23 protein-coding genes are annotated in these 24,074 nt (G+C 70.9%); 12 read left to right on the top strand and 11 right to left on the bottom strand.

The annotated features are described in order from the left end of the window. Positions 1 to 24 precede the first annotated feature (24 nt). Together ACQPZW_RS34450 and ACQPZW_RS34445 are read right to left on the bottom strand one after the other, a co-directional pair. Positions 25 to 1,299, bottom strand: a complete 1,275-nt coding sequence (locus ACQPZW_RS34450) for a DUF1501 domain-containing protein (protein ID WP_433790191.1) — start codon at positions 1,297 to 1,299, stop codon at positions 25 to 27. A 3-nt stretch (positions 1,300 to 1,302) separates the two neighbouring features. Continuing rightward, positions 1,303 to 2,838, bottom strand: a complete 1,536-nt coding sequence (locus ACQPZW_RS34445; protein WP_433790190.1) for a DUF1800 domain-containing protein — start codon at positions 2,836 to 2,838, stop codon at positions 1,303 to 1,305. A 115-nt stretch (positions 2,839 to 2,953) separates the two neighbouring features. Between ACQPZW_RS34445 and ACQPZW_RS34440 the strand changes: the two genes are divergently transcribed. Then, positions 2,954 to 3,997, top strand: a complete 1,044-nt coding sequence (locus ACQPZW_RS34440; protein ID WP_433790189.1) for an ROK family protein — start codon at positions 2,954 to 2,956, stop codon at positions 3,995 to 3,997. Positions 3,998 to 4,031: 34 nt separating this feature from the next. On the opposite strand, the gene ACQPZW_RS34435 is transcribed toward ACQPZW_RS34440, so the two are convergent. Next, positions 4,032 to 4,367 (bottom strand): STAS domain-containing protein, encoded by a 336-nt coding sequence (locus ACQPZW_RS34435; protein ID WP_433790188.1) that lies wholly within the window; start codon positions 4,365 to 4,367, stop codon positions 4,032 to 4,034. Positions 4,368 to 4,454: 87 nt separating this feature from the next. Continuing rightward, complete coding sequence (gene zwf / locus ACQPZW_RS34430; protein ID WP_433790187.1) at positions 4,455 to 5,948, bottom strand: glucose-6-phosphate dehydrogenase; 1,494 nt, start codon at positions 5,946 to 5,948, stop codon at positions 4,455 to 4,457. A 191-nt stretch (positions 5,949 to 6,139) separates the two neighbouring features. On the opposite strand from zwf, the gene ACQPZW_RS34425 reads away from it, so the two are divergent. Further along, positions 6,140 to 7,078, top strand: coding sequence for an exopolyphosphatase (locus ACQPZW_RS34425; RefSeq protein ID WP_433790186.1), 939 nt, complete (start codon positions 6,140 to 6,142; stop codon positions 7,076 to 7,078). 173 nt (positions 7,079 to 7,251) lie between these two features. On the opposite strand, the gene ACQPZW_RS34420 is transcribed toward ACQPZW_RS34425, so the two are convergent. Next, complete coding sequence (locus tag ACQPZW_RS34420) at positions 7,252 to 8,040, bottom strand: DUF1775 domain-containing protein (protein ID WP_433790185.1); 789 nt, start codon at positions 8,038 to 8,040, stop codon at positions 7,252 to 7,254. 84 nt (positions 8,041 to 8,124) lie between these two features. On the opposite strand from ACQPZW_RS34420, the gene ACQPZW_RS34415 reads away from it, so the two are divergent. The 4 genes from ACQPZW_RS34415 to ACQPZW_RS34400 all read left to right on the top strand — a co-directional run bounded on the left by ACQPZW_RS34415 (position 8,125) and on the right by ACQPZW_RS34400 (position 10,557). Further along, positions 8,125 to 8,334, top strand: a complete 210-nt coding sequence (locus tag ACQPZW_RS34415; RefSeq protein WP_433790184.1) for an RNA-binding S4 domain-containing protein — start codon at positions 8,125 to 8,127, stop codon at positions 8,332 to 8,334. A gap of 43 nt (positions 8,335 to 8,377) precedes the next feature. Continuing rightward, positions 8,378 to 9,262 carry a hypothetical protein gene (locus tag ACQPZW_RS34410; RefSeq protein WP_433790183.1) on the top strand — a complete coding sequence of 295 codons (885 nt, stop codon included), beginning with the start codon at positions 8,378 to 8,380 and terminating at the stop codon, positions 9,260 to 9,262. 66 nt (positions 9,263 to 9,328) lie between these two features. Next, positions 9,329 to 9,910, top strand: coding sequence for a hypothetical protein (locus ACQPZW_RS34405; protein ID WP_433790182.1), 582 nt, complete (start codon positions 9,329 to 9,331; stop codon positions 9,908 to 9,910). A 2-nt stretch (positions 9,911 to 9,912) separates the two neighbouring features. Continuing rightward, complete coding sequence (locus ACQPZW_RS34400; RefSeq protein WP_433790181.1) at positions 9,913 to 10,557, top strand: TetR/AcrR family transcriptional regulator; 645 nt, start codon at positions 9,913 to 9,915, stop codon at positions 10,555 to 10,557. A gap of 36 nt (positions 10,558 to 10,593) precedes the next feature. Here ACQPZW_RS34400 and ACQPZW_RS34395 read toward each other — a convergent pair whose 3' ends face one another. Both ACQPZW_RS34395 and ACQPZW_RS34390 read right to left on the bottom strand, forming a co-directional pair. Further along, positions 10,594 to 11,124: a GNAT family N-acetyltransferase gene (locus ACQPZW_RS34395; RefSeq protein WP_433790180.1), complete on the bottom strand. Its 531-nt coding sequence runs from the start codon at positions 11,122 to 11,124 to the stop codon at positions 10,594 to 10,596. Positions 11,125 to 11,241: 117 nt separating this feature from the next. Next, positions 11,242 to 11,610 (bottom strand): FKBP-type peptidyl-prolyl cis-trans isomerase, encoded by a 369-nt coding sequence (locus ACQPZW_RS34390; protein WP_433790179.1) that lies wholly within the window; start codon positions 11,608 to 11,610, stop codon positions 11,242 to 11,244. Between the two features lie 120 nt (positions 11,611 to 11,730). Here ACQPZW_RS34390 and ACQPZW_RS34385 point away from each other — a divergent pair, with 120 nt between their 5' ends. The 5 genes from ACQPZW_RS34385 to ACQPZW_RS34365 all read left to right on the top strand — a co-directional run bounded on the left by ACQPZW_RS34385 (position 11,731) and on the right by ACQPZW_RS34365 (position 15,866). Further along, the gene (locus ACQPZW_RS34385) at positions 11,731 to 12,627 is read left to right on the top strand and encodes a lytic polysaccharide monooxygenase (protein ID WP_433790178.1); all 897 of its coding nucleotides are present in this window, start codon (positions 11,731 to 11,733) and stop codon (positions 12,625 to 12,627) included. A 102-nt stretch (positions 12,628 to 12,729) separates the two neighbouring features. Then, the gene (locus tag ACQPZW_RS34380; RefSeq protein WP_433790177.1) at positions 12,730 to 13,005 is read left to right on the top strand and encodes a hypothetical protein; all 276 of its coding nucleotides are present in this window, start codon (positions 12,730 to 12,732) and stop codon (positions 13,003 to 13,005) included. A 47-nt stretch (positions 13,006 to 13,052) separates the two neighbouring features. Beyond that, positions 13,053 to 14,444 carry a DUF4331 domain-containing protein gene (locus tag ACQPZW_RS34375; protein ID WP_433790176.1) on the top strand — a complete coding sequence of 464 codons (1,392 nt, stop codon included), beginning with the start codon at positions 13,053 to 13,055 and terminating at the stop codon, positions 14,442 to 14,444. Positions 14,445 to 14,467: 23 nt separating this feature from the next. Continuing rightward, a complete protein-coding gene (locus ACQPZW_RS34370) occupies positions 14,468 to 14,842 on the top strand; it encodes a phospholipase (RefSeq protein WP_433790175.1) in 375 nt (124 codons plus the stop codon). 10 nt (positions 14,843 to 14,852) lie between these two features. Beyond that, a complete protein-coding gene (locus ACQPZW_RS34365; protein WP_433790174.1) occupies positions 14,853 to 15,866 on the top strand; it encodes an AraC family transcriptional regulator in 1,014 nt (337 codons plus the stop codon). A 92-nt stretch (positions 15,867 to 15,958) separates the two neighbouring features. Here ACQPZW_RS34365 and ACQPZW_RS34360 read toward each other — a convergent pair whose 3' ends face one another. Continuing rightward, on the bottom strand, positions 15,959 to 16,261 hold the full coding sequence (locus ACQPZW_RS34360) for a hypothetical protein (protein ID WP_433790173.1): 303 nt from the start codon (positions 16,259 to 16,261) through the stop codon (positions 15,959 to 15,961). Positions 16,262 to 18,259: 1,998 nt separating this feature from the next. Between ACQPZW_RS34360 and ACQPZW_RS34355 the strand changes: the two genes are divergently transcribed. Continuing rightward, positions 18,260 to 18,442, top strand: a complete 183-nt coding sequence (locus ACQPZW_RS34355; protein WP_433790172.1) for a hypothetical protein — start codon at positions 18,260 to 18,262, stop codon at positions 18,440 to 18,442. 521 nt (positions 18,443 to 18,963) lie between these two features. On the opposite strand, the gene glgC is transcribed toward ACQPZW_RS34355, so the two are convergent. From glgC to ACQPZW_RS34340, 3 genes are all read right to left on the bottom strand, one after another. After that, entirely contained in the window at positions 18,964 to 20,196 is a 1,233-nt protein-coding gene (gene glgC, locus ACQPZW_RS34350; protein ID WP_433790171.1) for a glucose-1-phosphate adenylyltransferase, read from the bottom strand. Between the two features lie 87 nt (positions 20,197 to 20,283). Then, complete coding sequence (locus tag ACQPZW_RS34345) at positions 20,284 to 22,485, bottom strand: putative bifunctional diguanylate cyclase/phosphodiesterase (protein WP_433790170.1); 2,202 nt, start codon at positions 22,483 to 22,485, stop codon at positions 20,284 to 20,286. Between the two features lie 9 nt (positions 22,486 to 22,494). Beyond that, a complete protein-coding gene (locus ACQPZW_RS34340; protein ID WP_433790169.1) occupies positions 22,495 to 24,054 on the bottom strand; it encodes a diguanylate cyclase domain-containing protein in 1,560 nt (519 codons plus the stop codon). Between the last annotated feature and the right edge of the window lie 20 nt (positions 24,055 to 24,074).

Here is a 24,074-nt window from a genome sequence, read left to right as displayed (position 1 = left end):
CCGGCCCCTACTCGTTCCTCCGTCTCAGCGGGCGGCGGCCAGCCCGAACGCCGACGGCTTCACCTTCGGGAAGACGGTGTCCAGGGCGCCCAGGCCGCAGCGCTTCTGCAGCACCTCGCCGATCACCGAGCGGTAGTCGGTGGTCGCCGCCAGATCGCCGGCTACCAGCGCTTGCGTGTCCAGGCCGGGCCAGTCGCCGTACACCCGGCCGCCGCGGATGCCGCCGCCGAGCAGCATCATCGCGTTGCCGTGGCCGTGGTCGACGCCACGGGAGCCGTTCTCCTTGACCCGGCGCCCGAACTCGCTGATCGTCAGCACGGTCACGTTCCTCATGCCCTGGTCGCCGAGGTCCTTGACGAACGCGGCGAGCGCGGTGGACAGGTCGAGCAGGTTGTCGTACATTCGCTGGCCCGCGACGGCCGGGCCGAGACCCTGGTGCATGTCCCAGTCACCGCAGTCGACCGCGGCCGTGACCAGGCCGGACTTCCCCTTGATCAGCCGGGCCACGTCGCGTAGCGCCTCGCCGAGGTCGGTGTCGGGGTAGACCGCGCCGTTGGCCGGGGTGTAGGCGCCCTTGACCGCGGTGGTGGCGGCCAGTGCCCGGTCGGCGGCGAGCGCGGGGCCGGCCAGCACCGGCGGGGCGTCGGCGTACATGGCGCGCAGTGCCGCGGCCATCGGCTTCTTTCCGTCGGCCGAGAGCGTGAAGTCGTCCAGGCCCTTCATCGACACGTCCGGTGACGCGCCGGCCAGCAGGCGGGCCGGCATGGCGTCGCCGAGCGACACCGCGGCCAGCGGACCGGACGCGCCGGTCAGGCCGAGCATCCGGTCCAGCCAGCCGCTGCGGATCGAGGTGCCGGGAGCGGCGTTCTCCATCGCCTCCATGGCGGCGAAGTGCGACCGGGTCGGATCGGGCTGCCCGACCGCGTGCACCGCGGCGAGTCTGCCGGCCGTCCACTGCGGTAGCAGCGGGGCCAGCGCCGGGTGCAGGCCGAACATGCCGCCGTCGCCGCCGATGACCTTCGCCTTCGGCACCGCGATGCCGGGGCGCGCCTGGTAGTAGTCGGTGTCCCCGATCGGCGCGAACGCCGACAGGCCGTCGAATCCGCCGCGCAGCGACACCACGACCAGGGTGTCCCCGGTGTACGTCCCGGCGGCGAAGGCCAGGCTGGTGCTGAGCGCCTCACCGGCCAGGCCGGTCAGTGCCGCCCCGGCGCCGACGGCCAGCCCACGGCCGAGCACCCCCCGGCGGGTGAGCTGCAGCTTCTCGTTCTCGTCACAGCAGAGCAGTGGTGTGGTCATGGGTCACCTCAGCTGGAAGGACGGCGAGTCAAGAACAAGGGCCAGGAGGTACGGCGCGGCGCCGGCCAGCGACTTGTCCTTGGCGGTCAGAGGACTCGTCGGCAGCTTCCCGGCGACACTGAGCACGGCGGCGGTGTGCGCGGCGGGCAGTTTCGCCCCGATCAGCCGCACGGCGATCGCGTCGACCAGCGCGCCGTACGTCCCCGGCAGCACCGGCACCAGAGACTTCAGCAGGTCGGCGGGCCGGGCCAGCTGCTTGGGGTACCAGCCGGCGGCCAGGTTCAGGTGCAGGTTGCAGCGCAGCAGGAACGCCGACGGCGACGCCCAGGCCGCAGCGACGTCCGGGTAGCCGTTCGGCGGGCTCCAGCGGAACGGGGCGTTCCCGGCCTGCGCCAGGTGGTTGTAGAGCGCGTCGAGCGACTTCACGCCGGAGGGGTCCGGGCCCAGGCCGAGCACCCGGATCGTGGCGACCGCGTCCTCGAACGGGGTGCGCACCTTCTGCCCCACCGACCCGGCGAACTCCGGGGACAGGAACAGCGCCCGCAACACCGGCACGATCGCCGTGTCGTTGTCCAGGTAGACCTTCTTGAGCTTGGCGACCAGCGACTCCGGGGCGCTGTCGGCGACGAACCGGACACACAGCTTGCGGGCGATCCGCTCGGCGGTCTGCGGACGGCGCGCCAGGTGGTCGATGAAGGCGAACGCGGCGGCCTCACCGTCGCTCGCGGCGTTGGCGTGCTTGAAGCCCAGGATCTCGACGGCGCCGGTGGCGTGCAGCGAGGCGTCGTAGACGTACGCCCGCGACGACTTCCCGACCGTCATGCCGGTGAGCAGCCGGGCCGCGGCCAGCACGTCCGGCTCGGAGTAGTCGCCGACGCCGACGGTGTGCAGCTCCATCAGCTCACGGGCGTAGTTCTCGTTCGGGTGCGCCTTCGTCGACGAGCGCTGGTCCAGGTAGGTCAGCATGGCCGGGTGGCGGGCGCTGGCCTTGAGCATGTCGGCGAACTTGCCGAGCGCGTGCTTGCGGATGACCGTGGTGTCGTAGTCGGCGCGGGTGTCCCAGACGCCGCTGGACGGGGCGGCCACGTGCAGGTGGTTCGCCCAGAACGCGACGGCCTGCTCGAACAGCTGCCGCTCACTCCACGCGGCGCGGGCGATCGCGGCCCGCCCCAGCTGCTTGAAGGCGTCGTACGAGTCCTTCGGCAGCGTGGCCCGTACGGTGGCCGGGTCGGCGCCGGCCATCGGCAGCCGCTCGAGGACCTCGTCGCACCGGGTGTCGCTGATCCGCGCCGGGTCGAGCTGCCGGTCGAGCCAGCCGCTCACACCCAGCCGCCGGGCCTCGGCCAGCGACGTGGGCGTGGCGCCGAAGGTGGCGCGGCGCAGCAGGTGGGCGATCGGGTCGTCGCCCATCGTCCGGGCCAGGTCGGGAGCGGGCGCGGCCTGGGCGGCGGCGGGCGTCTCGACGGCCAGGCCGGTGACGGTGAGGGCGGCGGTGGCGACGGAACCGGCGAGCACGGTACGGCGGGTCGGCTGAGTCATGCCAGACGGTTCGGCCCGCAACGCCGATCGAGTCACGGCTGCAACCGTGACTAACGGAGCCGCAATCCGGGCGCACCCGTGACCGGAAACCAGGTGCTGACTTAGTCTCAAGACCGTGGATCAGGCTGAAACCGTACGTACCCCGTCCTCCTGGGTCGTCGTCGGACTCGACAACGGAGGCACCTGCAACAACGCCACCGTTCTCGACGCGACGGGACAGTTCCTCGTCAACAACCTCGTGGAGAACCCGAGCCGGGTGCTCGACGGGCCGGAGTCGGCCGTCGAGGCCCTGGCCGACGCCTTCGCGAACATTCTGGAGCTGACCAGGACACCGCTGTCGCTGGTCCGTGCCGTCGGGCTGGACACACCGGGCCCGGCCAGCGCGCACGGGGTGATCTCGTCGAAGGGCGCGACCAACTTCAACCAGGTCTCCTGGCACGGGTTCGACATCCGGGGCGCCCTCGAGGCCCGGCTCGGCATGCCGGTGGTCTACAACAACGACGGCAACGCGGCCGCCCTCTACGCGCACCACCAGCACTTCGGCGCCGCCGCGGCGGCGCATTCGTCGGTCTCCGCGATCGTCGGCACCGGCCTGGGCGGCGGAGTGGTCGAGGCCGGCCAGGTGGTCCGCGGCGCGGCCGGGATGGCCGGCGAGCTCGGGCACGTGCAGATCCCGCTGCACGGGGTCCTCGAGGATGGTCAGCCCGTCCCACGGTGCAACTGCGGGTTCGCCGGCGACGTGGAGAGCATCGCCTCGCTGACCGGTATCAGGAACAACCTGCTGCCGTACTGGCTGACCCGTTTCCCGGACCACCCGCTGGCCGCGGAGCCGATCGTGACGGCGGCCAAGGCGCTGCGCGGTTACGGGGAGAAGGAGGACCCGCTCGCGCTCGCGGTCTTCGCCCAGCAGGCCAAGGCGATCGGCAAGCTGTTCACCATCGCGGCGAACTTCACCGACCCGTCGGCCTACTTCCTCGGCGGCGGCGTGGTCGAGGCGCAGCCCCACTTCCGGCAGTGGTTCCTCAACACCGTCCGGGAGAACACCGACCTGCGCGACGAGCAGAAGGCGGTCGCCACGTTCGCGCTGGTCCCCGACCGGGACATGGCCGGGGCCCGGGGCGCGGCGGTGGCCGCCCTCACGTCGGTCACTCCCCTGTGACGGCCGCCGCGACGGTTGGGGGCGGCCGTGACGGTCACTCCTCCTTGAGGGCCGCCGCGACGTCGGGGAACATCGGCAGGTAGTCGCTGAGCCCGAGGGTGTCGAAGAGGCGGCGCAGGAAGCTCGACGGGGCGGCGAGACGGACCCAGCCGCCCCGTTCGGCCGCCCGGCCGTGCGCGGTGACCAGCACCCCGACGCCCATCGAGTCGCAGAAGTCGAGGCCGGAGACGTCGACCACCACGCGGGGGGCGGGCCGCTCGACGAGCCGTGTCAGGTTCGCCTTCAGTGCGGGGGCGGTGTCGATGTCGAGTGATCCGCGCAGGACCAGCACGGCCGTGTTCGGTGGGTGATGCGCGACCGAGACCTGCATGTCGGTGTGTCCTTTGCGTGGAACGGGCTCGCTGGGGGGATCGATGAATACCCTATGCGAGCCCGTCACCACACGCAGGTGTGCCACTCAGGACGCGTTGCGCCACTTGCGCCCGTTGCGGCCGATGAGCCGGTCGGCGTCGGTCGGGCCCCAGGACGCGGCCTCGTACGTCGGGATCGGCGAGGTGTCCTTGTTCCAGTGCTCGATGATCGGGTCGACGATGCGCCAGCTGTGCTGCACCTCGTCACTGCGGATGAACAGCGACGCGTCACCGATCAGCGCGTCCAGCAGGAGCCGCTCGTACGCCTCCGGCGACTCCTCGACGAACGTCTGATCGTACGAGAAGTCCATGCTCGCCGTGCGCACCCGGAACGAGTGACCGGGCACCTTGGCGCCGAACCGCAGTGAGATGCCCTCGTTGGGCTGGATCCGCAGGATCAGCGCGTCGGCCTCCAGGCCGGTCAGCTGATCGGTCGGGATCGGCAGGTGCGGCGGCCGCTGGAACTGCAGCGCCACCTCGGTGAGCCGGGCCGGCAAGCGCTTGCCGGTCCGGACGTAGAACGGGACCCCGGCCCAGCGCCAGTTGTCCACGTTGAGGCGCATCGCCGCATACGTCTCCGTCCGCGACAGCGGGTCGACGCCGACCTCCTCGCGGTAACCGGCCATCAGCTCCTCGCGGGTGCCACCCCGCGTGTACTGCCCGCGGACCGCGGCGTCGGCGATGTCGCGGTCGGTGGGGAGCCGGATCGCCTGGAGCAGCTTCACCTTCTCGCTGCGCAGCCCCTCGCCGCCGAACGACGCGGGCGGCTCCATGAGGGCCAGCGCGAGGACCTGGAGCACGTGGTTCTGCACGATGTCGCGCATCGCGCCGGCGCCCTCGTAGAATCCGCCGCGGGTGCCGACACCGAGCGTCTCGGCCACGGTGATCTGCACGTGGTCGACCCAGGAGCGGTCCCAGATGGGCTGGAAGATCGAGTTGGCGAAGCGCAGCGCCAGCACGTTCTGGACGGTGTCCTTGCCCAGGTAGTGGTCGATCCGGAAGACCTGGTGCTCCTCGAACGCGCCGTGCACGATGCCGTCCAGCTCGCGCGCGGTGGCCAGATCCCGCCCGTACGGCTTCTCGATCACCAGCCGGGAGAAGGAGCCCTCCCGCGCCTGGTTGAGCCCGGCACCGGCCAGCCCGTTGATCACCGGCTCGAACGCCCCGGCCGGGGTGGAGAGGTAGAACAGCCGGTTGCCCGAGGTGCCGCGGACCGCGTCCAGCTCGTCGAGGGTCTCGGCGAGGCGCTTGTAGGTCTCGGGGTCGTCGTACCCACCGGCCACGTAACGGATCCCGCCCGCCAGCTGGCGCTTCTCGGCGAGACTGCGACCACCGAGCGCGCTCTCGGCGAACTGCTCGTCGCTCATCGGCGTCCGCGCGACACCCACCAGCGCGAACTGGTCGGGCAGGCGGCTGTGCCGGGCCAGGTTGTCCACCGCGGGCAGCAGCTTGCGGCGGGTCAGGTCGCCGGACGCGCCGAAGATCACCAGCGTGGCTGGCGGGGCGCTGCGCTCCTGGATGAGCTGAGGTGCGTGGTCCATGGTGTGCGAGTCCTCCGACCGGGTCGTAACCGTCCGTTTGAACCTTACGGCCGGTAACCCCCGGAGGGTTCATCAGCTTCCTGCAAAGCGGGACAACGTGGCGGTGAACACGTCCGTCAGTCGATGCGGCCGGACCATTGCGAAAAAAGTGGCAAACTGGGTTCAAAGGTCTGGCAACCGAGGGGGACCCTGTGAAGTACCGGCTCGTGACCCGTAGCGACTTCGACGGTCTCGTGTGTGCCGTGCTCCTGCGCCATCTCGACATGATCGACGACATCCTCTTCGTGCACCCCAAGGACGTGCAGGACGGCGTCGTGGACATCTCCGACCGGGACATCCTGACCAACGTGCCGTACGACTCGCGCGCCAACATGGTGTTCGATCACCACCATTCGGAGACCCTGCGCAACACCGGCGGCCTGGACAACCACGTGATCGACGCGGACGCGCCGTCCGCGGCTCGGGTGATCTACGAGCACTTCGGTGGCAGGGACCGGTTCCCCAAGGTGACCGACGATCTGATGCGCGCCGTGGACCAGGCCGACTCGGCCGACTACACGCTCACCGACATCCTCAGCCCGAGCGGCTGGACGCTGCTCAACTTCCTGATGGACAGCCGCACCGGCCTGGGCCGGTTCCGTAACTTCCGGATCTCCAACTACCAGTTGATGATGCAGCTCATCGACGCGTGCATCGAGCACAACGACGTCAACGAGATCCTCGCCCTGCCCGACGTGGTCGAGCGGTCCGAGCTGTTCCACGAGTGCTCGCAGCGGTTCGTCGACCAGTTGCACCGGGTGTGCCACATGGAGGGCGACGTGGTGATCGTCGACCTGCGTGACGAAGAGGTGATCGAGGCGGGCAACCGGTTCATGGTGTACGCGCTGTTCCCCGAGTCGAGGGTGTCGGTGCACATCATCTGGGGCCGGCAGAAGCTCAACACCGTGTTCGCCTGCGGCAAGTCGATCCTGGACCGCACGTCCCCGGTGGACATCGGCGAGGTGATGCTGCGCTACGGCGGCGGCGGTCACCTCGCGGCCGGCACCTGCCAGGTCCCGCACGACGAGTCCGACCGGGTGGAACGCGAGATCATCGACGCGCTGCGCACGGAGCGCACGGTCACCGTATGACCGTACGGGCGGGACCGTGACGGTCCCGCCCGTACAGCACGCGGATCACGGGCCTTGCCCGGGCCCCACCCGCCGGTCGTGGTTCCGCGCCCCACGCGCTCGCCACGACGTTCCCCCCACACCCACCCGCGCGGGGGTCTTCCCAAACTGCAGGCCCGGCCTGCATGGGAGTCTCAGTCGCCCTTGTAGCTCCACTTGGCGGTGCCGGCGCCGACCGGCTCCTTCTCGTCCTCGGCCGGCTTCTCGTCCTCGACGGCCCGGTGCCGGTTGCGCAGCATCGTCCAGCCGGCGCCGAGCAGGGCCAGCGCGGCCACGATCCAGCCGGAGATCGAGAGCCAGGACGGCCCGTCGTCGACGCTGCCCACGAGCTCGGCGAAGAGGAGCTCCTCGGCCGCCGTGGTGTCCGACTGCGTGGTGGTGGTCGCGCCGTGGTGCGACACCGGGAGGCCGCCGTTCGACGGGGTCAGTGCCATCGTCGCGGGCATGACCGGACCGGCCTTCCCGTCGGCGTACTTCGTCTCGACCATGAACCGCATCGTGCTCAGCGTCGGCATGGGGCCGATCGCCACGGTCAGGTCGGCGGAGCCACCCGGCGCGATGGCGGCGCCCTCCACCGCTATCCACGTGATCGCCTCGGCGGCCTCGACCGCCGGGGTGCCACCGTGGATGGTCGTCAGGGGCACCTGCAACTTCTGATAGGTGATCCTCGGCGCCCATTTGTCCACCGACAGCGGGTACACCTCGGCCACCGGCGTGTCCGCCGGGATCCTCAGTGTCACCTCGCTGATCGGCGCGGTGCCGTCGTTGGTCACGTGGAAGCTCAGATTCGCTCCACTGCCCTGCGGCGCGGTCGCCGGATTCACCGTCACGTCCGCCATCGCGGGGCCGGCGGCGAACAGCACGCCGACGGCGGTAACAGCGGTCATCGCGCCCGCACGGCGGGCCAGCCCGAGATACCTCACGACATGTAGTTCGGATCACCGGTCCCGATGGTTCAAAACCAACCCGGAAGATTTCGAGGAGATCTCGTGACGGATGATGAGCCCATGCGTGACGTGCCCATCGACGGCGACATGATCCGGCTCGGCCAATTCCTCAAGCTCGCCGATCTCACCGACACCGGTGGCGAGGGCAAGATCCTCATCGCCTCCGGTGACGTGACCGTCAACGGCGAGGTCGACGTGCGCCGCGGCCGGCAGCTGCATCCGGGCGACGTGGTCGAGGTCCTCGGCCGCCGGGCGAGGGTGGTTTCCTGACGTAGGCCGGAACCTCGGCGGGGCCCGTCTCGTCGTACCGGTCATGACCCCCAATCGCGGTCTGATGACCGCCGTCGCCGTCCCCCTGTTGCTGTTGGGCGCCTGCGCCCGGCCCGGCGTCGCCGGTGAGGCCGGCTCGCCGGGCTCCGCCGCTCCGGTCACCGAGAGCACCCCCGCCGATCCCACGATCGCCCTGCGTGTCGAATACCGCGGCGGCTACGTCCCGGCCGAGACCATCCCCTCCCGCATCCCGCTGTTCAGCGTCTACGCCGACGGCCGCGCGATCTCCGAGGGCCCGGTCACCCTGATCTATCCCGGCGCGGCGCTGCCGAACCTGCGGGAGATCAAACTCAGCGAGGCGCAGGTGCGGCAACTGACCGCCGACGCCGTCGCCGCGGGCGTCTCCTCCGGATCCGATTTCGGTACGCCCGGAGTCGCCGACATCCCCAGCACGAGGATCAGCGTCGTCACCGCCGGTGGCGAGCAGTCCGTCGAGGTGATGGCGCTGAGCGAGGCCCGCCCCGACGACACCTCGCTGACCGCGTCGCAGCAGGCCGCCCGCAAGAAGCTCAGCGCGTTCGTGAAGTCGCTGCACGACCTGTTCGCCGAGGGCGGCAGTCCCGCGGCTGCGCCGTACCGGGCGGAGCGCGTCGCCGTGCTGGCCTCGCCCTACCAGCAGACCGATGACGGGATCGTCGGCGCCCCGGTCAAGTGGCCCGCCGCGGAGCTGCCCGGCCCGTTCCTCAACGAGCAGCTGCGGATCAACTGCCTGACCGTCGAGGGCGCGGCGAAGGACGAGGTGCTGGCCGCGGCGATCGATGCCAACGAGCGGACCCCGTGGGAGTCCGCCGGCAAGAAGTGGCAGATCAAGTTCCGGCCGCTGCTGCCGGATGAGAAGGAGTGCGCGGACCTCAGGAGGCAGGCGTGAACCCGATCGGCGAACCGATCGACGATGGTGTACCGGTAGTGCACACTGATAGTACGCTGTGGGCTCATGAGCGTGGCGACACGGATCGCGGGCACGAGCGGCGTGACGATCCTGCTGACCTACCCGATCTGGGCCCCGCAGTGGGGCGCCGGCCTGCTGGGGGAGATCGCGGGGCAGCCCCCCTGGGCTAGCGCCGCGATCGTCGCCGGCTTCCTCGGCCTGGTCGCCCTCTTCTGCCGCACCCTGCAGCGGACACTGACCCTGACCCGCACCGGGACCCGTCCCGCCTCGGTGTGGTGGATGTTCGCGATCCCGCACAACTTCGTCGAGGACTTCTACATCGTCCGGGCGGTGGCCGGCTCACTGGCCGCCGCCGGGACGCCACCCGCCCGGGTACGGCGATGGGCAGCTCTCGGGTACGGCTGGTGCGCCCTGCAGATCGTGTCACTGCTGCCCGGCGCGGCCGGCCTGGCCGGGGGAGCGATGGCGCTGCCGCTGTGGGGCGCGCACTGGGTGCTGACCGCCCGCCTGAACCGCCGGCTGGCCGCCCTCGCCTCCTCGTCCGCCGGGTCCGGACCCGGCGTCTCGGCCGCCGGGTGGCCTTGTGACCTTCCGAATGGCGGTCATGGTTCCGGGGTAGGGTCCTGACGATGCCGCTGCCCCGATTCGACCGGCTCGCTCCGGAGGCCCGTGCCGCGATCCTCGCCGTGGCCCGTGCGCATTTCGCCCGCGACGGCCGTGACGGCGCCTCCCTCAACCGGATCATCGCCGACGCCGGGATCTCCAAGACCAGCGCCTACCACTACTTCGACGGCAAGGACGACCTGTTCGCCGCCGTGGCCGCGGACACCACCGCCCGGGTGGTGGCGGCGCTCGGTCCCTGGACGCCGGTGCGGACGGCGGACGAGCTTTGGAAGCAGCTCTCCGCGGGGTCGGCGCGACTGTCCGGGCACCTGCGCGAGCATCCCGACGACCGGGCGGTACTGGCAGCCGGCCCGCCTGCACCTGGCCCGTCCGCACCCGGCCCGTCCGGACCCGGCCCGTCCGCACCCGGCCCGTCCGCACCCGGCCCGTCCGCACCCGGCCCGTCCGCACCCGGTCAGGACGGTGGGTGGATCGCCGCGATGGTCGCCGACGGGGTGCGGATCGGCCTGATCGACGCCGGGCCCGGGGTGGAGCTGATCACCGCGGCGACGGCGGCGGTCATCGGCGTGGCCGACGCGCGGGCCCTCGAAAGGCCCGACGAAGAGATCCCCCTGCGAGCGCTCCTCGAACGACTGTGGTCCGCCCGCTGAGCGGTGGACGTCGAGTCACCGGCCAGGGGCGCCGGATCACCAGACGTCGCCGTCACGCCAGTCGCAGGTGAGGGTGCCGGTGAGCGGAAGGTCGCCGGTGGGGCGGACCAGGGTGCTGCCGTCGTCGTCCGGGGTGCGGAGCAGGCCGCCGGGGGAGAGGACCGCGGTCGGGCCTGGCCAGGGCAGCCAGCCGCGGGACAGATACAGTCCGCGGCCCCTCTCCGACGCGGAGAGAGCGCCCAGGTCGTAGCCGCCGTCGATGAGCCGTTCGGCCTCGGTCATCACCGCGGCCGCCAGGCCCTGTCCACGCCGGCCGGGGTGGACGGCGACCGCCTCGACGTATCCGCAGCGCAGGGCGCGGCCGTCGAGCAGCAGGCGGCGCTGCACCACGGCGCCGTGAGCGACCGGCCGGCCGTCCCGGGCGACGATCAGGTGCAGGCCACCGAGGGCGTGGTCCCAGTCGTGGTCGTCGAAGCGGCCGTCGAAGGCCAGGTCGAGCAGCTCCCGAACGGCGGCGCGCTCGTCGGGGCGCAGGTCGGCGGTGGGCGCGACGCGTACCGTGGCCATTCCCGGCTTCTCCAGCGGAGGTCGGTCTTCTGTCGTCTCGCTCTCGGCGGCCGCGTTCCCATCAGTGCGACGCGGCCGCCGCGAGCGGTGGCTCGGACCCGTCTCGGGCCCGCCACCTCAGTGGACCTGGAGCAGGTCCACCACGAAGACGAGGGTCTCGTTGGGCTTGATCGCGCCGGCCGCGCCACGCGAGCCGTAGCCCAGGTGCGGCGGGATGACCAGCTTGCGGCGGCCGCCCACCTTCATCCCGGCGACACCCTGGTCCCAGCCGGCGATGACCTGCTGGCCGGCCACCCGGAAACCGAACGGCTCGCCCCGGTTGTAGGAGGCGTCGAACTCCTTGCCCGTGGACTGGGCGACACCCACGTAGTGGACGCTGACGAAGTCGCCCGCCTTCGCCTCCTGGCCCTCGCCCTGGACGATGTCCTCGATCTGCAGCTCGGTGGCCGGAGCTTCGGGGATGGGGCCGACATCGGGCTTGTGCATGAATCCTCCTGGTTTCTTACCTGACTCGGCCATGCAATCACAGCGCGACGGCCGGTGAACGAGCGGTGCCTGAAGTCCGTACCCCCGGGTGGCTCTGCACTGCCGTACCCGGGAGATCTCATGCTCGTCCGCCGCATCGCCGCCGCTGCCCTTGTCGCCGCGGCCGCCGTCCCCGCCGCGCCCTCGCCCGCGAGCGCGCACGGCGCGCCGATGACACCGATCAGCCGCAGCGCCGCCTGTGCCGGAAACGGCGTCCAGCGCGGCGCCGTGGCCTGCAAGGCGGCGCTGAAAGCCACCGACGGGTTCCTCGGCGCCTACGACAACCTTCGCCTCGCGAACGTGAAGGACGACCGGACGCGGGTGCCCGACGGGCAGCTCTGCAGCGCCGGCATCGACCTCTACCGGGGGCTCGACCTGGCACGCGACGACTTCCCGTCGACCGCGGTCAGATCCGGGCAGAACCTGAAGATCACCTACCGGGGGACGATTCCGCACCAGGGCTCGTTCCGGATCTTCATCACCGGTACGGGCTACGACCCCGCGAAGAAGCTGACCTGGCGTGACCTAGGCGACCCGATCACCGAGATCAAGGATCCACCGCTGACCGGTGGGTCGTACCGGATGTCGGTGAAGCTGCCGAAACGAACCGGACGCCACATCCTCTACACGGTGTGGGAGACGTCCAGCACCCCGGACACCTACTACTCCTGCTCCGACCTCGTCTTCCCGGCCGCCGCCGGCCCGTCGCCGTCCGTCCCGCAGAGCGCCGCGCCGGTCGTGAAGAAGACCACCGCCGCCCCCCTCTCTGTGGCGCCCACGCCCGCCGGGGAACCGGCGCCCACGCTCGCCGGGGAACCGGCGCCCACCGTGACGCCCGAGCTCGCCGCCGGGGTGACGACAGCCGACGACCCGATGATCGGTCTCGGTCACTGGCTCATCGGCGGCGCGCTTGCCGTCGCCGCGCTGGTCGCGGCCGGTGCGGGCCTCTCCCGGCTGCGCCGCCGCACAACTCGTTGAGAGTTCCCTGAGTTTTCTGTTGAACCGCCGGCTTCTGGATCTCGTACTGATCGGCGTCGACGATGCATTGCCTGTCAGGCCCCCAACGACGAAAGGCCAAGCATGAGTCGTGTTCGTTACCGCGCACCGGGCCGCACCTCGTGGCTGTCCCGCCGCCGCGTGCTGGCCCTCGCCGCGACAGGTGTGGGCGTCTCCGCCGCCGGTGTCGCCGGACTGAGCCTCGCCGGAACGTCCGAAAGCGAGGACGACGGTGCGCCGCTCGTGATCTCGCTGCGCGACGTCAAGAAGGGCACGATCGACGTCTTCTCCGGTGAGAAGGTCAAGACGATCACCGACAAGAAGCTCGTGGCCAGCCTGCTCAAAGCAGCCGGTCGCTGACTTCCGACGTTTCGACCTAGACTTCCCGACAGGAGATCCCCCCGAACATGTCTTCCCATCGCGAAGCGCCGGAGATCAGCAAGGACCCGGTTGCCGACAGTTCCGACCTGTACGCGTTCGTCAGCCCTGACGACCCGGACACGGTCACGATCATCGCGAACTACGTGCCGCTGCAGCTTCCGTCCAGCGGCCCGAACTTCTTCGAGTTCGGCGACGACGTGCTCTACGAGATCCACATCGATGCGAACGGTGATGCCCGCCCCGACATCACCTACCAGTTCCGGTTCCGCACCGAGCTGCGCAACGACAAGACGTTCCTGTACAACACCGGTCAGATCAAGTCGCTCGACGACGAGAACTGGAACCGCCGCCAGTTCTACTCGGTGACGAAGGTCGACAGCCACGGCAAGAGCACGGTCCTGGCCAACAAGCTGCCGTGCCCGCCCTGCAACGTCGGCAAGATCTCCATCCCGAACTACGCGAAGCTCGCCGAGGACGCCGTCCACAAGCTGAAGAGCCGCGAGAAGGTCTTCGCCGGCCAGCGCGCCGACGCCTTCTTCGTCGACCTCGGCTCGATCTTCGACCTGGGCACCCTGCGCCCCTTCCAGGACAAGCACCTGGTCGGCCAGCAGCTGTTCAACTACGCCGGCAAGGCCGTCAACGCCACCGACAAGACCAACGTGCACAGCATCGCCATCCAGATCCCGCTGGACATGGTCCGCCGCGAGGGCAAGAAGCGGGTCCGGGCCAAGGACGCCGGCGCCGTCATCGGCGTGTGGACGTCCGCCAGCCGCCGTCAGGTCGAGGTGCGCGGTGACAAGGGCGGCGGCGACGTCGTGGTCGGCCCGCAGGTGCAGGTCTCCCGTCTCGGCAACCCGCTGTTCAACGAGGTCATCGTGCCGATGGCCCAGAAGGACAAGTGGAACAGCCTGCCGCCGAGCGAGGACAAGCGGTTCGCCGAGTTCGTCGCCACGCCCGAGCTGGGAGCGCTCCTGCCGGTGCTCTACCCGGGCCTCTTCGACAACCTGGCCGAGTTCAACAAGACCAAGGAAGCCCGCGCCGACCTGCTGGCGATCCTGCTGACCGGCATCCCGGACGGCGTCATCGACGGCTTCCAGAACAACACCGGCGCCCTCCAGGCCGACATGCTGCGCCTCAACACGGCCATCCCGCCGGCGGCGAAGGAGAACGCGCTCGGGGTCGTCGGAGGCGACCTCGCCGGCTTCCCCAACGGCCGCCGCATCGCCGACGACGTCGTCTCCATCTCGATCAAGGCGATCGCCGGCGCCACGCTGCCGCTGGTCAAGAAGGACTTCAAGGCCGACGCCGCCTCCGGGCTGGTAGAGCAGGGCCTGAGCATCAAGGACGTCAGCGCCTCGCTGCTCAAGAAGTTCCCGTTCCTGCCCACCCCGTTCGACGGCTTCAACAACCCGTCCTGACGACCACCTCGAGGGAGCACGGCATGAGCCTCGGACACGGCGACCACCACCATCACCACCACACCTACGCCCCCTCCGGGCAGGGCACGGTGATGCTGAACATCGGCGGCACGATCGGCGCGTTGATCATCCACACGCCGGCCACCCTGCACGGACACGAGATCGAGGTGTCCCCGGTCGGCGACACCGGCCACCGGACCCACGCAGCGGTGCGCGCCCGGTACGTCCGGTCGGGTGTCACCTTCTGCGTGGTCATCGACAGTCTTCCGGAGGGCCGCTATGTGGTCTGGCAGGACGACGACACCCCGCTCACGCAGGTCGAAGTCACCGGCGGTGCGGTCGCCGAGGTCACCTGGCCGGCGAATCTCATAGCCGGACGGGCACCCGTGGCGGTCTAGTCTGGACGTCATGGCAGGCGGTCGGCTCCCGGGCCCGGCATCGCCGGGCGCGGACGTCCCGGTCCATGTCGGCCTGCGCACCTCCGACATGGACGAGGCCCGGGAGTTCTGCCGCAAGCTCTACTACGGACCACTGCGGATCGATCCGGTCGGTGACCCCGGCCGGATGCGGTTCACCGCCGACGTGGTCACGATCGGCCCGATCACCCTCGGCGAGGTGCGATACGGGACCGACATCCGCATCACCATCGGGGCGCTGGAGACCGCGTACCACGTGCTGGTCCCCCTCGACGGCGCCGTCCGCTCCCGGCATCGCGGCGCCGTCGTCCAGGCCGACGCCACCCGCGCCGTCGTCTATCGCCCGACCGGCGACATCGAGCTCGACTGGCCCGGCACCTGCCGGCTGCTCAGCGTCAAGGTCGACCGCGCCGCCCTCGAACGCGAGGTGGACGCCGCCCTCGACCACCGCGTCGTCTCCCCGTTGCCGCTCGGCGCCACCTTCGACGTGGTCGACGGCCCCGGCCGCACCTGGTCCGCGCTGACCCGCCTGCTGCTGCACGAGCTCCGCTGCCCCGACGCCCTCGCCAGCCGCCCCCGGATGGCGGCCCGCTGGCGAGACATGGTGGTCAGCGGCCTGGCCCTGACCGTCGAGCACCCCTACGGCGAGGAACCGGCCGGGCTGCAGGGCCCCCACCGGCCACGCACCGTGAAACGCGCCCTGGACGCCATGCACACCGAACCCTGGCGCCCGTGGACCACCCACGACCTGGCCGCCCTGGCCGGCGTCGGCGCCCGCGTCCTGCAGGAGTCGTTCCGCCAGCACGTCGGCCAGCCCCCACTCACCTACCTGAGGCGCCTACGCCTCGACGAGGTGCACGCGGAGCTCACCCGCTCCGATCCGGGCCAGGTCAGCGTCAGCGAGGTCGCCTACCGCTGGGGTTTCACCCACCTGGGCCGCTTCGCGGGCGCCTACCGCGATCGGTTCGGCGTCTCCCCCTCACAAACCCTCCGCGATCGTTCCTGAAGACCCCCATCTCGTACGCCCGAAGCCCCCCTCCAACCGCACACCCTCCGCCCCGAACCCGACGAGTGGCCCCGATCGCCCCCGATCCCCATTCACTCCTGAATCCACTCGTCAACGCCCGCCCGCACCGTGACAAGCCGACAACCATGTCTCCCGTCCCTGTCGCCGTCCCCGTCGTCGTCGTCGCCGTCGTCGCCGTTCCCGTTCCCGTCGTCGTCGTTCCCGTCGCCGTCGTCGCCGTTCCCGCGCCCGTCGTCGTTCCCGTCGTCGTCGTCGTCGCCGTCCTCGTTCCCGTCGCTGTCGCTGTCGCTGTCCTCGTCGCCGTTCCCGTTCCCGTCCTCGTTTCCGGTCCGTCCTCGTTCCCGGTCCGTTCCCGTCCTCGTTCTGGCTGCCACCCGTCGAGTCCCCACACCTCCTCCCGGTCGCCCGGCCCAGGCCTCCTTTCCCGCCGCCCCCTCTTTTTGTCAGCCGTGCTCTCTTCTCGCCGGCCACCTCATCTCGGCTGTGCCTTCGTGTCCGGCTGTGCCCCCTCTCGGGTGCCCCGCCGTGGCCCTTTCTGGGACGCTGATCGCCCCTGCTTGTCGGCGGCCCGGTCGGGCCCTCTGGCCGAGTGTCAGGTCGGGCTCTCTTGAGGGTGTCGGGCCGGGCTCCCTTCCCAGCCGTGTGGCCTGGGACCCCTTCCTGGCCGCCAGCCTCCTCCTGCCCGCTGCTTGACCCGGCCCTCCGCCCGACCGCCCAGTCCGTCACCTCTCTTCAGTCCCGCCCGGGTCCGTTCCCCTTCGGCATGGTCTGTATCCCTGCCGCTCCCATTTCGTTGCGGGCCCTTCTTCATAGACGGAACTTGATTCCGCCACGCCGAAACTTTGGCATGATCGACTGCTGACAATGGGAGACGGAGAGCTGGGAGAATTGATGTATGGGGATGGGGCAGGTTTCGTTGTTCAGTCGGTCAGAGATCTCTTCGATGCGCGACCGGACCAGAGCGCGAAACTATTCTGCCGCCCGTGACGAGTTTCGCCGTCAGCATGAGATTCATCGTGAATGGGGTTTGCGCCAACGGCATGGTGAGAAACTTCGACGTCTGCGTAAGAGTAGGGCAGAGGCCGCCGTCACCGCCGCGACCGTGACTGCTGCCGCGACCAGCGCCGCCGCGACCGCCGCCGCTACCGCGACCGTGACTGCTGCCGCGACCAGCGCCGCCGCGACTGCGACCGCCGCCGCTACCGCGACCGTGACTGCTGCCGCGACCAGCGCTCCCGCGACCGCGACCGCGACCGCGGCTGCCGCGACCACCGCCGCGACCGCGACTGCCGCCACAGCAGCAGTAGAAGCAGCAGTGCAGTCGCCAGCAGCGGATATTGCCGCAGGTGATCCTCCGGTGAGGATGGTCGCAGTCTCTGTTGCCGCCTACTGTCTGAGGTTGCAGCTTGATTTGGCTCGGGTTTCTTCGGGTCGCCGTGGGTTTTCCATGAATTTGTGTGGTCCGTGCAGAGTGAGGGTTGAGGTTTCACTCATCGTAGCCGGACTGAGGCGGGTTAATTTGGGTCGCCCGCCTTTGGTTGGCGTTAGAAATTTCTGTTCTGGTCTAATTCGCCGAGTGCTGCATTTTGTCCAGTCTGGAACCGGGTCTTCGACTTCTGCTCCCGCCCTGGATTTGCCACAGGGGCTGCCATCGGGTGCATGGTGGGTGTCCCTATGGGCTCTGCCAAGCGGCGCCGACGCGGCATGGGCAGGTCGATGTGGTCTTGTCGTCCAGTCCGCCGCTCGTGCCGAGCCGGGACGTGACGCGTCCGGGTGTGATGGTGCCGGAGTCTCTGTTCTACGTGGGTCAGGACGGGAGTCTCCGGACGCTGCGGATCGACACTGCTACCCGTTTGTTCTCGTCCTCCCCGGGCGCCGGCGGGCTGACCGTCTCACCGGATGGTGGGCGGATCGCCTGAGTGGAGGCCAACGACGGCGGCGCCACCGGCGATCTGGTGGTGGCTGACGGTGGTGGCGGCATGGGCGATCTGGTGGTGGCTGACGGTGGTGGCGGCATGGGCGATCTGGTGGTGGCCGAGTCGGACAGCAGCGGGCGGCGATCGTTCTCACCGGGGTGGCGTGTTCCGGAGGCAACGGGCCGGTGTGGATGCCCGGCTCGAGGCAGGTGCTGATCCGGTAGGGCAACGCGTGGCCTCGCAGGGGCGTCGACATTACGCGCGCCGCCACCCCGGTCCAGCGGGTGACCGGCAATCTGGCCTGGTCACCGGCGGGTGGCGTCGTGGCCTACCGGGACGGCACGGACATCGTGGTGGCCGTGCCGGACGGCACCGAGACGCGGAGGGTGGCCCACGCGGACGAGAGTCCGACCGGCGGGTTCAGCGTGCAGGAGGTTCTCCGACGATGGGCGCCGGGTGATCGTCGGTGCGAAGAACAGCGATCTGGACCTGATCCGGGTCGGTTTCCGCTTGGTCGACACCGAGTCCGGCCATGACATGGACCTGCCGGACGGGGTCAGCGGTGAGCGGGTGCAGATCTGGCCGGTCGCCGACGGTAAACCTGCTGGTAAAGGCCCGAGGCCGGGTGCACGTCTTTGACGCGGATGCCGTCCTCAGCGTCGTGTGGAATGAGCCGGCGACTCTGCGTACCGCGACGTGCTTTGAAAGGGCCGTGCGGAGCCGCCGCCCAGCAGTAGGCCGTCTCCACAGCCCGGCGGAGGGCGACGGCGAAAGCCCGGCATAGGGGCGATGGCGAGAGTCCTGCGGTGGGCGCTGGCGGAAGGCCGGCATAGGCGCGATGGCGGCAGCGTGGCGGAAGGCCGGTGGAGGGCGATGGCGACAGCGTGGCGGTGAGGGCTGGCGGACGGCCGGTGGCGGGCGATGGCGGCAGCGTGGCAGTGGGCGCTGGCGAGAGCCCGGCGAAGGGCGATCGCGGAATCCCTGCGGAGAGCGCTGGCGGAAGGCCGGTGGAGGGCGATCGCGGCAGCGTGGCGGAGGGCGATCGCGCGAGCCCGGCGAAGGGTGACCGCGACAGAGCGTGGTGAAGCCGTGTAGGAAGGTCGGCGCGGGGCGGTCTCGATGCCTGTCCAGAGGGCCGCCCCGAAGCCGGAAACGGTGGCCTACAGCTCGATGCGCTGGCCTTTGCCGATCACGACCACGCCGTTGTCGCTGACGGTGTAGAGCTTGCGGTCTCGGTCGAGGTCGACGCCGATCTGGGCGCCCTCGGGGATCACCACGTTCTTGTCGATGATCGCGTTGCGGATGACCGCTCGCCGGCCGACCGAGACGCCTTCCATGATGACCGCGCCGTCGACGTGGGCCCATGAGTTGACGCGCACGTTCGGGGAGATGACCGAGCGTTCCACCAGTGCCCCGGAGACGACCACGCCGGGGGAGATCATCGAGTCGATGGCGCGGCCCTGGCGGTCGTCGTAGCCGTGCACGAACTTCGCGGGTGGCCACGAGCCGTAGTTGGTGAAGATCGGCCAGTCGTGGTTGTAGAGGTTGAAGATCGGCAGGGTGGCGATCAGGTCGGTGTGCGCCTCGTAGAAGGAGTCGAGCGTGCCCACGTCCCGCCAGTAGCCGCGGTCCCTGTCGGTGGCGCCGGGCACGTCGTTGTCGCGGAAGTCGTAGACGTTCGCCTCGCCCTTCTCCACCAGCATCGGGATGATGTTGCCGCCCATGTCGTGCTTGCTGTCCGGGTTCTGTGCGTCGGTCGAGACCGCCTCGCACAGGGCCCGGGTGGTGAAGACGTAGTTGCCCATCGACGCATACACCTCGCCGGGGGAGTCGGGCAGGCCGGTCGCGTCTTTCGGCTTCTCCCGGAACGCCTTGATCCTCTTGCCGTCCTCGGCGACGTCGATGACCCCGAACTGGTCGGCGAGCGACAGCGGCTGGCGGATGCCGGCGACGGTGACCGCGGCGCCCGAGGCGATGTGGTCGTTGACCATCTGCTTCGGGTCCATGCGGTAGATGTGGTCGGCGCCGAACACGATCACGTAGTCGGGCGACTCGTCGTTGATCAGGTTGAGGCTCTGGTAGATCGCGTCGGCGGAGCCGGCGAACCAGCGGGGCCCGAGCCGCTGCTGGGCGGGGACCGGGGTGACGTAGTTGCCGAGCAACGTCGACATCCGCCACGTCTTGGAGATGTGCCGGTCGAGGGAGTGCGACTTGTACTGCGTCAGCACGACGATCTTGAGATACCCCGCGTTCGCGAGGTTCGACAGCACGAAGTCGATCATGCGATAGATGCCACCGAAGGGCACACCGGGTTTGGCCCGGTCGGCCGTCAACGGCATCAGGCGCTTGCCTTCTCCACCAGCCAGAACGATCGCAAGCACCTTGACTGCCATGGGGAGGACGCTAATATTCCCGCCGCCCCCGCGCCACCCGAAAGGGCGGTTAGAAAATTCTTGCTGCTGTTGCCGCGTTCTTACCTGTCAGGCGGCGGCCTGGAAAGCATACTCACGCATCAGCGCGTCGATCGCGTCGGCATCGACCGGGCGCCCGAAGTAGTAGCCCTGCACCAGCGGGCATCCCAGCTCGCGGAGCAGCTCCGCCTGGCCGGCGGTCTCCACGCCCTCGGCCACCGCGAGCAGGTCCTGGCCGCGGGCCAGCTCCAAGATCGCCCTGGTCAGGCTGACGTCCTGGGGCCGGGGCGGGTCCTGGTGGCGGCGGATGAACGACTGGTCGATCTTCAGGATGTCGACCGGCAGAGCGTGCAGGTACGCCAGTGACGAGTACCCGGTGCCGAAGTCGTCGATCGCGATCCGGATGCCGTGCGCCCGCAGCGAGCCCAGCACCGGGGTGTCGGCCGCGTCGATGAGCACCGATTCGGTGATCTCCAGCACCAGCGCCGAGGCGGGCAGCCCGGTGTCGGCGAGGATCTCCAGCACCGACGCCGTGAAGCCGGGGTCGCGCAGCTGGAAGGTGGAGACGTTGACGGTCAGGTAGAGGCCGTGCTCGCGGTGCCAGGCGGCGGCCTGCGCGCACGCCAGCCGCAGCGCCCGGGCCCCGATCGCCCCGATCAGGCCGGTCTGCTCGGCGACCGGGATGAACACGCCGGGTGGCACCAGCTCGCCGTCGCGGCGCCAGCGCATCAGCGCCTCGACGCCGGTGGCCCGCCCGGTGAGGGTGTCGACGACCGGCTGGTAGTGCATGAACAGGCTGCCGTCGGCGAGGGCCTGGCGCAGCCCGGCGGCGGTGCGGGCACGTTCCGACTGCTCGGCGCGCAGCGACTCGTCGAACCGGGCGGTCCGCGCGCCACCGGCCTGCTTGGCGGCGCGCAGGGCCAGGTCGGCGTCGCCGAGGACGGCGTCGTTGCCGGGCGTCCCGTCGGCGAGCCCGGCCCGGGCGGTGAGGTGGATGCGGCGGTCGTCGACGGCGTACGGGGCCGCGGACACCGTGGTCACGACGCGTTCGGCCAGGTCGGCGGCATCGGTCCCGGAGGTGATCAGGAACCCGAACTCGTCCCCACCCAGCCGGGCCACCAGCTCCACCTCGGCCGCGAACAGCAGCAGCCGCCCCGCCACCTGGCGCAGCACGGTGTCGCCGACGTGGTGGCCGTACGAGTCGTTGATCTCCTTGAACCCGTCGAGCGCGCACAGGATCAGCGCGTACGGCCGGTCCCCGGCGCCGGCCCGGCCCAGGTGCTCGAGCAGCAGGTCACGGTTGGCCAGCCCGGTCAGTGCGTCGTGCCCCGCCCGGTGGATCAGGCGCCGCTGGAGCACCTGCTGCTCCTGCAGCGCCTCCCGCGCCTGCCGTGTCCGGCGCTCGGCGAGCCGGGCCAGCACCACGATCCGCAGCAGCAGGAGCCCGCACAGCGCGGCGGTGATCAGCCCCGGGACGATGGCGTTCAGGGACGGGTCGGCGACGGCCGGGAGCATCGGGCTGGCGACCGCGGCGATGTACATGACGGCGAGGGTGGCCCGGCCCGGCGCCTGGTCGGCGGCGACCGGCTGGGCGGCCCGGGGGTGCAGGGCGGCCGCGACGATCAGCACCCACCACAGCTGCATCAGCAGGTGCGGGCCACCGCCGGGCAGGAACGGGCCGGTGCCCTCGGCGGCCGTGCCGGCGTAGAAGAGGTGTGCGGCGAGCAGGGTCGACCCGCTGGCGGCGACCAGGATGCCGGGCACCCGGCGGGCGTCGGCCGCGGTGCGCAGCACGGTCGCCAGGATCGCCAGGTCGAGCAACGCGTAGAGGCCGGCCAGGGCGTCGTCGACCATGGCGTAGCCGGGCCGGCCCAGGTACGGCAGGACGATGAAGGACCAGGCCAGCATCGCCACCGTCAGCACCACGGCCGCGGCCTCCACCGCCCCGCCCGGCTTGCGGCGGCGGCTGAACTGGACGGCGGCGGCCGCGTGCAGGGCGTACTGGACGGCCAGGGACAGCCCCATCGGTGTGGTGGCCGGTTCGCCGGGGTGCGCCGCCCACCACAGCGACGCGGACGTGCCGGCCACGCTCGCCGCGAAGAACAACCACCAGCCGCACCGGTGCAGCCGGGCCGCGCGGAACAGCACCGCGGTGCCCGCCACCTGCGGGATCAGCCAGGCGTACGGGCTGCCCAGCGCGTGCAGGGCGAGCACGGCGGCGAGTCCACCCGCGAGGGCGAGCTGCCAGGCCGGGATGCGGTGAGTGGGCACGTGGCCATGTCACCCGACCCCGGTTGCGGAACGGTTGCGGCCGCGGTCACGTTCCGTAGCGTTGACCCCGGTCACGGTGCGGTCGGCCTGTGGAGCGTGCGCCCGGTGACATCCACGGCCGGCGGCCTTCGCGGCGTACAGGGCCACGTCGGCGTCGCGCAGCGCCTCGGCGCAGTCGTCCACGTCGTCGAGGGCGAGCACGCCGATGCTGGCCGACACCCGGACCGGATGGCCGCCGAGCCGGTGCTCGCGGGCGGCGGCGCTCAGCAGCTCGTCCGCGACGGCAGCAGCGCCTTCCGGGACGATCACCGCGAACTCGTCGCCGCCGAGCCGGGCGACCAGGCCCCCGGCGGCGATCCGCCGGAACTCGGCGCCGAGCGCGACCAGCAGCTCGTCGCCGACCGGATGGCCCAGGGTGTCGTTGACCTCCTTGAAGCCGTCCAGGTCGACGAGCAGCAGCCAGCCGCGGTCGCCCCGGGGGTGGGCGACGGCCGCGGTGAGGGCCTCGGTGAGCGCCGCCCGGTTGCCGAGGCCGGTCAGCGGGTCATGGGTGGCCCGGTGCTCCAACTCGGCGCGCAGCGCCTCCTGCTCGCGCAGCGCGGCGTCCAGCGCCCGGGCCCGGCGCTGGGCCAGGTTGCCGAGCATGCCCATGCGCAGCACCAGCAGCACGCTGACCCCGACGCCGAGCAACATCGGCAGCACGAACATGTGCAGGCCGTCGTCCCCGGGCGGCGGTCGGTCCGGCGGCGGCCCGCCGGCCATCCGGGGCAGTGCGCTCAGCCCGGTCATCAGCGGGTAGAACGCGGTCAGCGCGGCGAACAGGGCGAGCCTGGTCCGGGACAGCGTCTCCGGGTCGGCGCCGCGTTCGGCCGTCGCCATCGACGGGTGCAGGGCCGCCGCCCCGATCATCAGGTGGCCGGCCATCCAGGCCGCGATGTGCCAGGCGGTCGGCGGCCGGTCCGAGGCGGCGTAGGCGGCGTCCGCCGCGAACAGCAGGAACGTGCTGGCCACGATCAGCTGGTGGGCCCGGTTGCGTGGGTTGCCCGCGAGCAGCAGGACGGCCGCGGCCGCGAGCCGCAGCAGCGTGAGGATCGTGTAGAAGCCGAACACCGCGGCCGGTGTCGGGTGGTGCCAGCGTTCGGCGAGGACCGGGCCGATCACCATGGGCCAGGCGCCGGCCATCACACCGAGCACCACCATGGCGCCGTCGAGCAGGTTGGCACGCCGGTTGACCGGCAGCGAGCAGGCCCGCACCCGGACCACCATCGCGACCGTGACCAGCAGAAAAGCCGAGGCCAAGGCGAGCTGGTCGACGAGGGGGCCGGGCCCGCGCGGGCCGGCCAGGTGGGTCAGGGCGAAGAAGAACAGCCCGCCCGCCAGCAGTCTCCAGAACAGCGCACCCTCCGGCCGGTACCGGCGGATCCCGGCCAGCACGGCCAGACCGGCGCCGGCTTCCACACCGCTCAGCGCCCACTCGTCAGCGGGGCGGGGCAGCAGCAGGGCGACCAGGGTCGCCGCGACGCCGCCGAGCAGGAAGGCGGGCCACAGCCGGCGGTCGAGGCTTCTCACGCCCGGACCCATCGTCACCG

The organism is Actinoplanes sp. CA-252034 (assembly GCF_050956125.1).
Lineage (GTDB): Bacteria > Actinomycetota > Actinomycetes > Mycobacteriales > Micromonosporaceae > Actinoplanes.
The sequence above is the reverse complement of the archived record's forward strand: the minus strand, read 5'-3'. Positions and strand labels throughout refer to the sequence as shown.

Bases quoted from the DNA above. Each gene is read 5' to 3' on its own strand.
- ACQPZW_RS34390 (WP_433790179.1), bottom strand. From the start codon at position 11,610: ATGCACAAGCCCGATGTCGGCCCCATCCCCGAAGCTCCGGCCACCGAG.
- ACQPZW_RS34410 (WP_433790183.1), top strand. From the start codon at position 8,378: ATGACCCCCAATCGCGGTCTGATGACCGCCGTCGCCGTCCCCCTGTTG.
- zwf (WP_433790187.1), bottom strand. From the start codon at position 5,948: ATGGACCACGCACCTCAGCTCATCCAGGAGCGCAGCGCCCCGCCAGCC.
- ACQPZW_RS34405 (WP_433790182.1), top strand. From the start codon at position 9,329: ATGAGCGTGGCGACACGGATCGCGGGCACGAGCGGCGTGACGATCCTG.
- ACQPZW_RS34380 (WP_433790177.1), top strand. From the start codon at position 12,730: ATGAGTCGTGTTCGTTACCGCGCACCGGGCCGCACCTCGTGGCTGTCC.
- ACQPZW_RS34385 (WP_433790178.1), top strand. From the start codon at position 11,731: ATGCTCGTCCGCCGCATCGCCGCCGCTGCCCTTGTCGCCGCGGCCGCC.
- ACQPZW_RS34450 (WP_433790191.1), bottom strand. From the start codon at position 1,299: ATGACCACACCACTGCTCTGCTGTGACGAGAACGAGAAGCTGCAGCTC.
- ACQPZW_RS34435 (WP_433790188.1), bottom strand. From the start codon at position 4,367: ATGCAGGTCTCGGTCGCGCATCACCCACCGAACACGGCCGTGCTGGTC.
- ACQPZW_RS34445 (WP_433790190.1), bottom strand. From the start codon at position 2,838: ATGACTCAGCCGACCCGCCGTACCGTGCTCGCCGGTTCCGTCGCCACC.
- ACQPZW_RS34395 (WP_433790180.1), bottom strand. From the start codon at position 11,124: ATGGCCACGGTACGCGTCGCGCCCACCGCCGACCTGCGCCCCGACGAG.
- ACQPZW_RS34415 (WP_433790184.1), top strand. From the start codon at position 8,125: ATGCGTGACGTGCCCATCGACGGCGACATGATCCGGCTCGGCCAATTC.
- ACQPZW_RS34370 (WP_433790175.1), top strand. From the start codon at position 14,468: ATGAGCCTCGGACACGGCGACCACCACCATCACCACCACACCTACGCC.
- glgC (WP_433790171.1), bottom strand. From the start codon at position 20,196: ATGGCAGTCAAGGTGCTTGCGATCGTTCTGGCTGGTGGAGAAGGCAAG.
- ACQPZW_RS34375 (WP_433790176.1), top strand. From the start codon at position 13,053: ATGTCTTCCCATCGCGAAGCGCCGGAGATCAGCAAGGACCCGGTTGCC.
- ACQPZW_RS34400 (WP_433790181.1), top strand. From the start codon at position 9,913: ATGCCGCTGCCCCGATTCGACCGGCTCGCTCCGGAGGCCCGTGCCGCG.
- ACQPZW_RS34365 (WP_433790174.1), top strand. From the start codon at position 14,853: ATGGCAGGCGGTCGGCTCCCGGGCCCGGCATCGCCGGGCGCGGACGTC.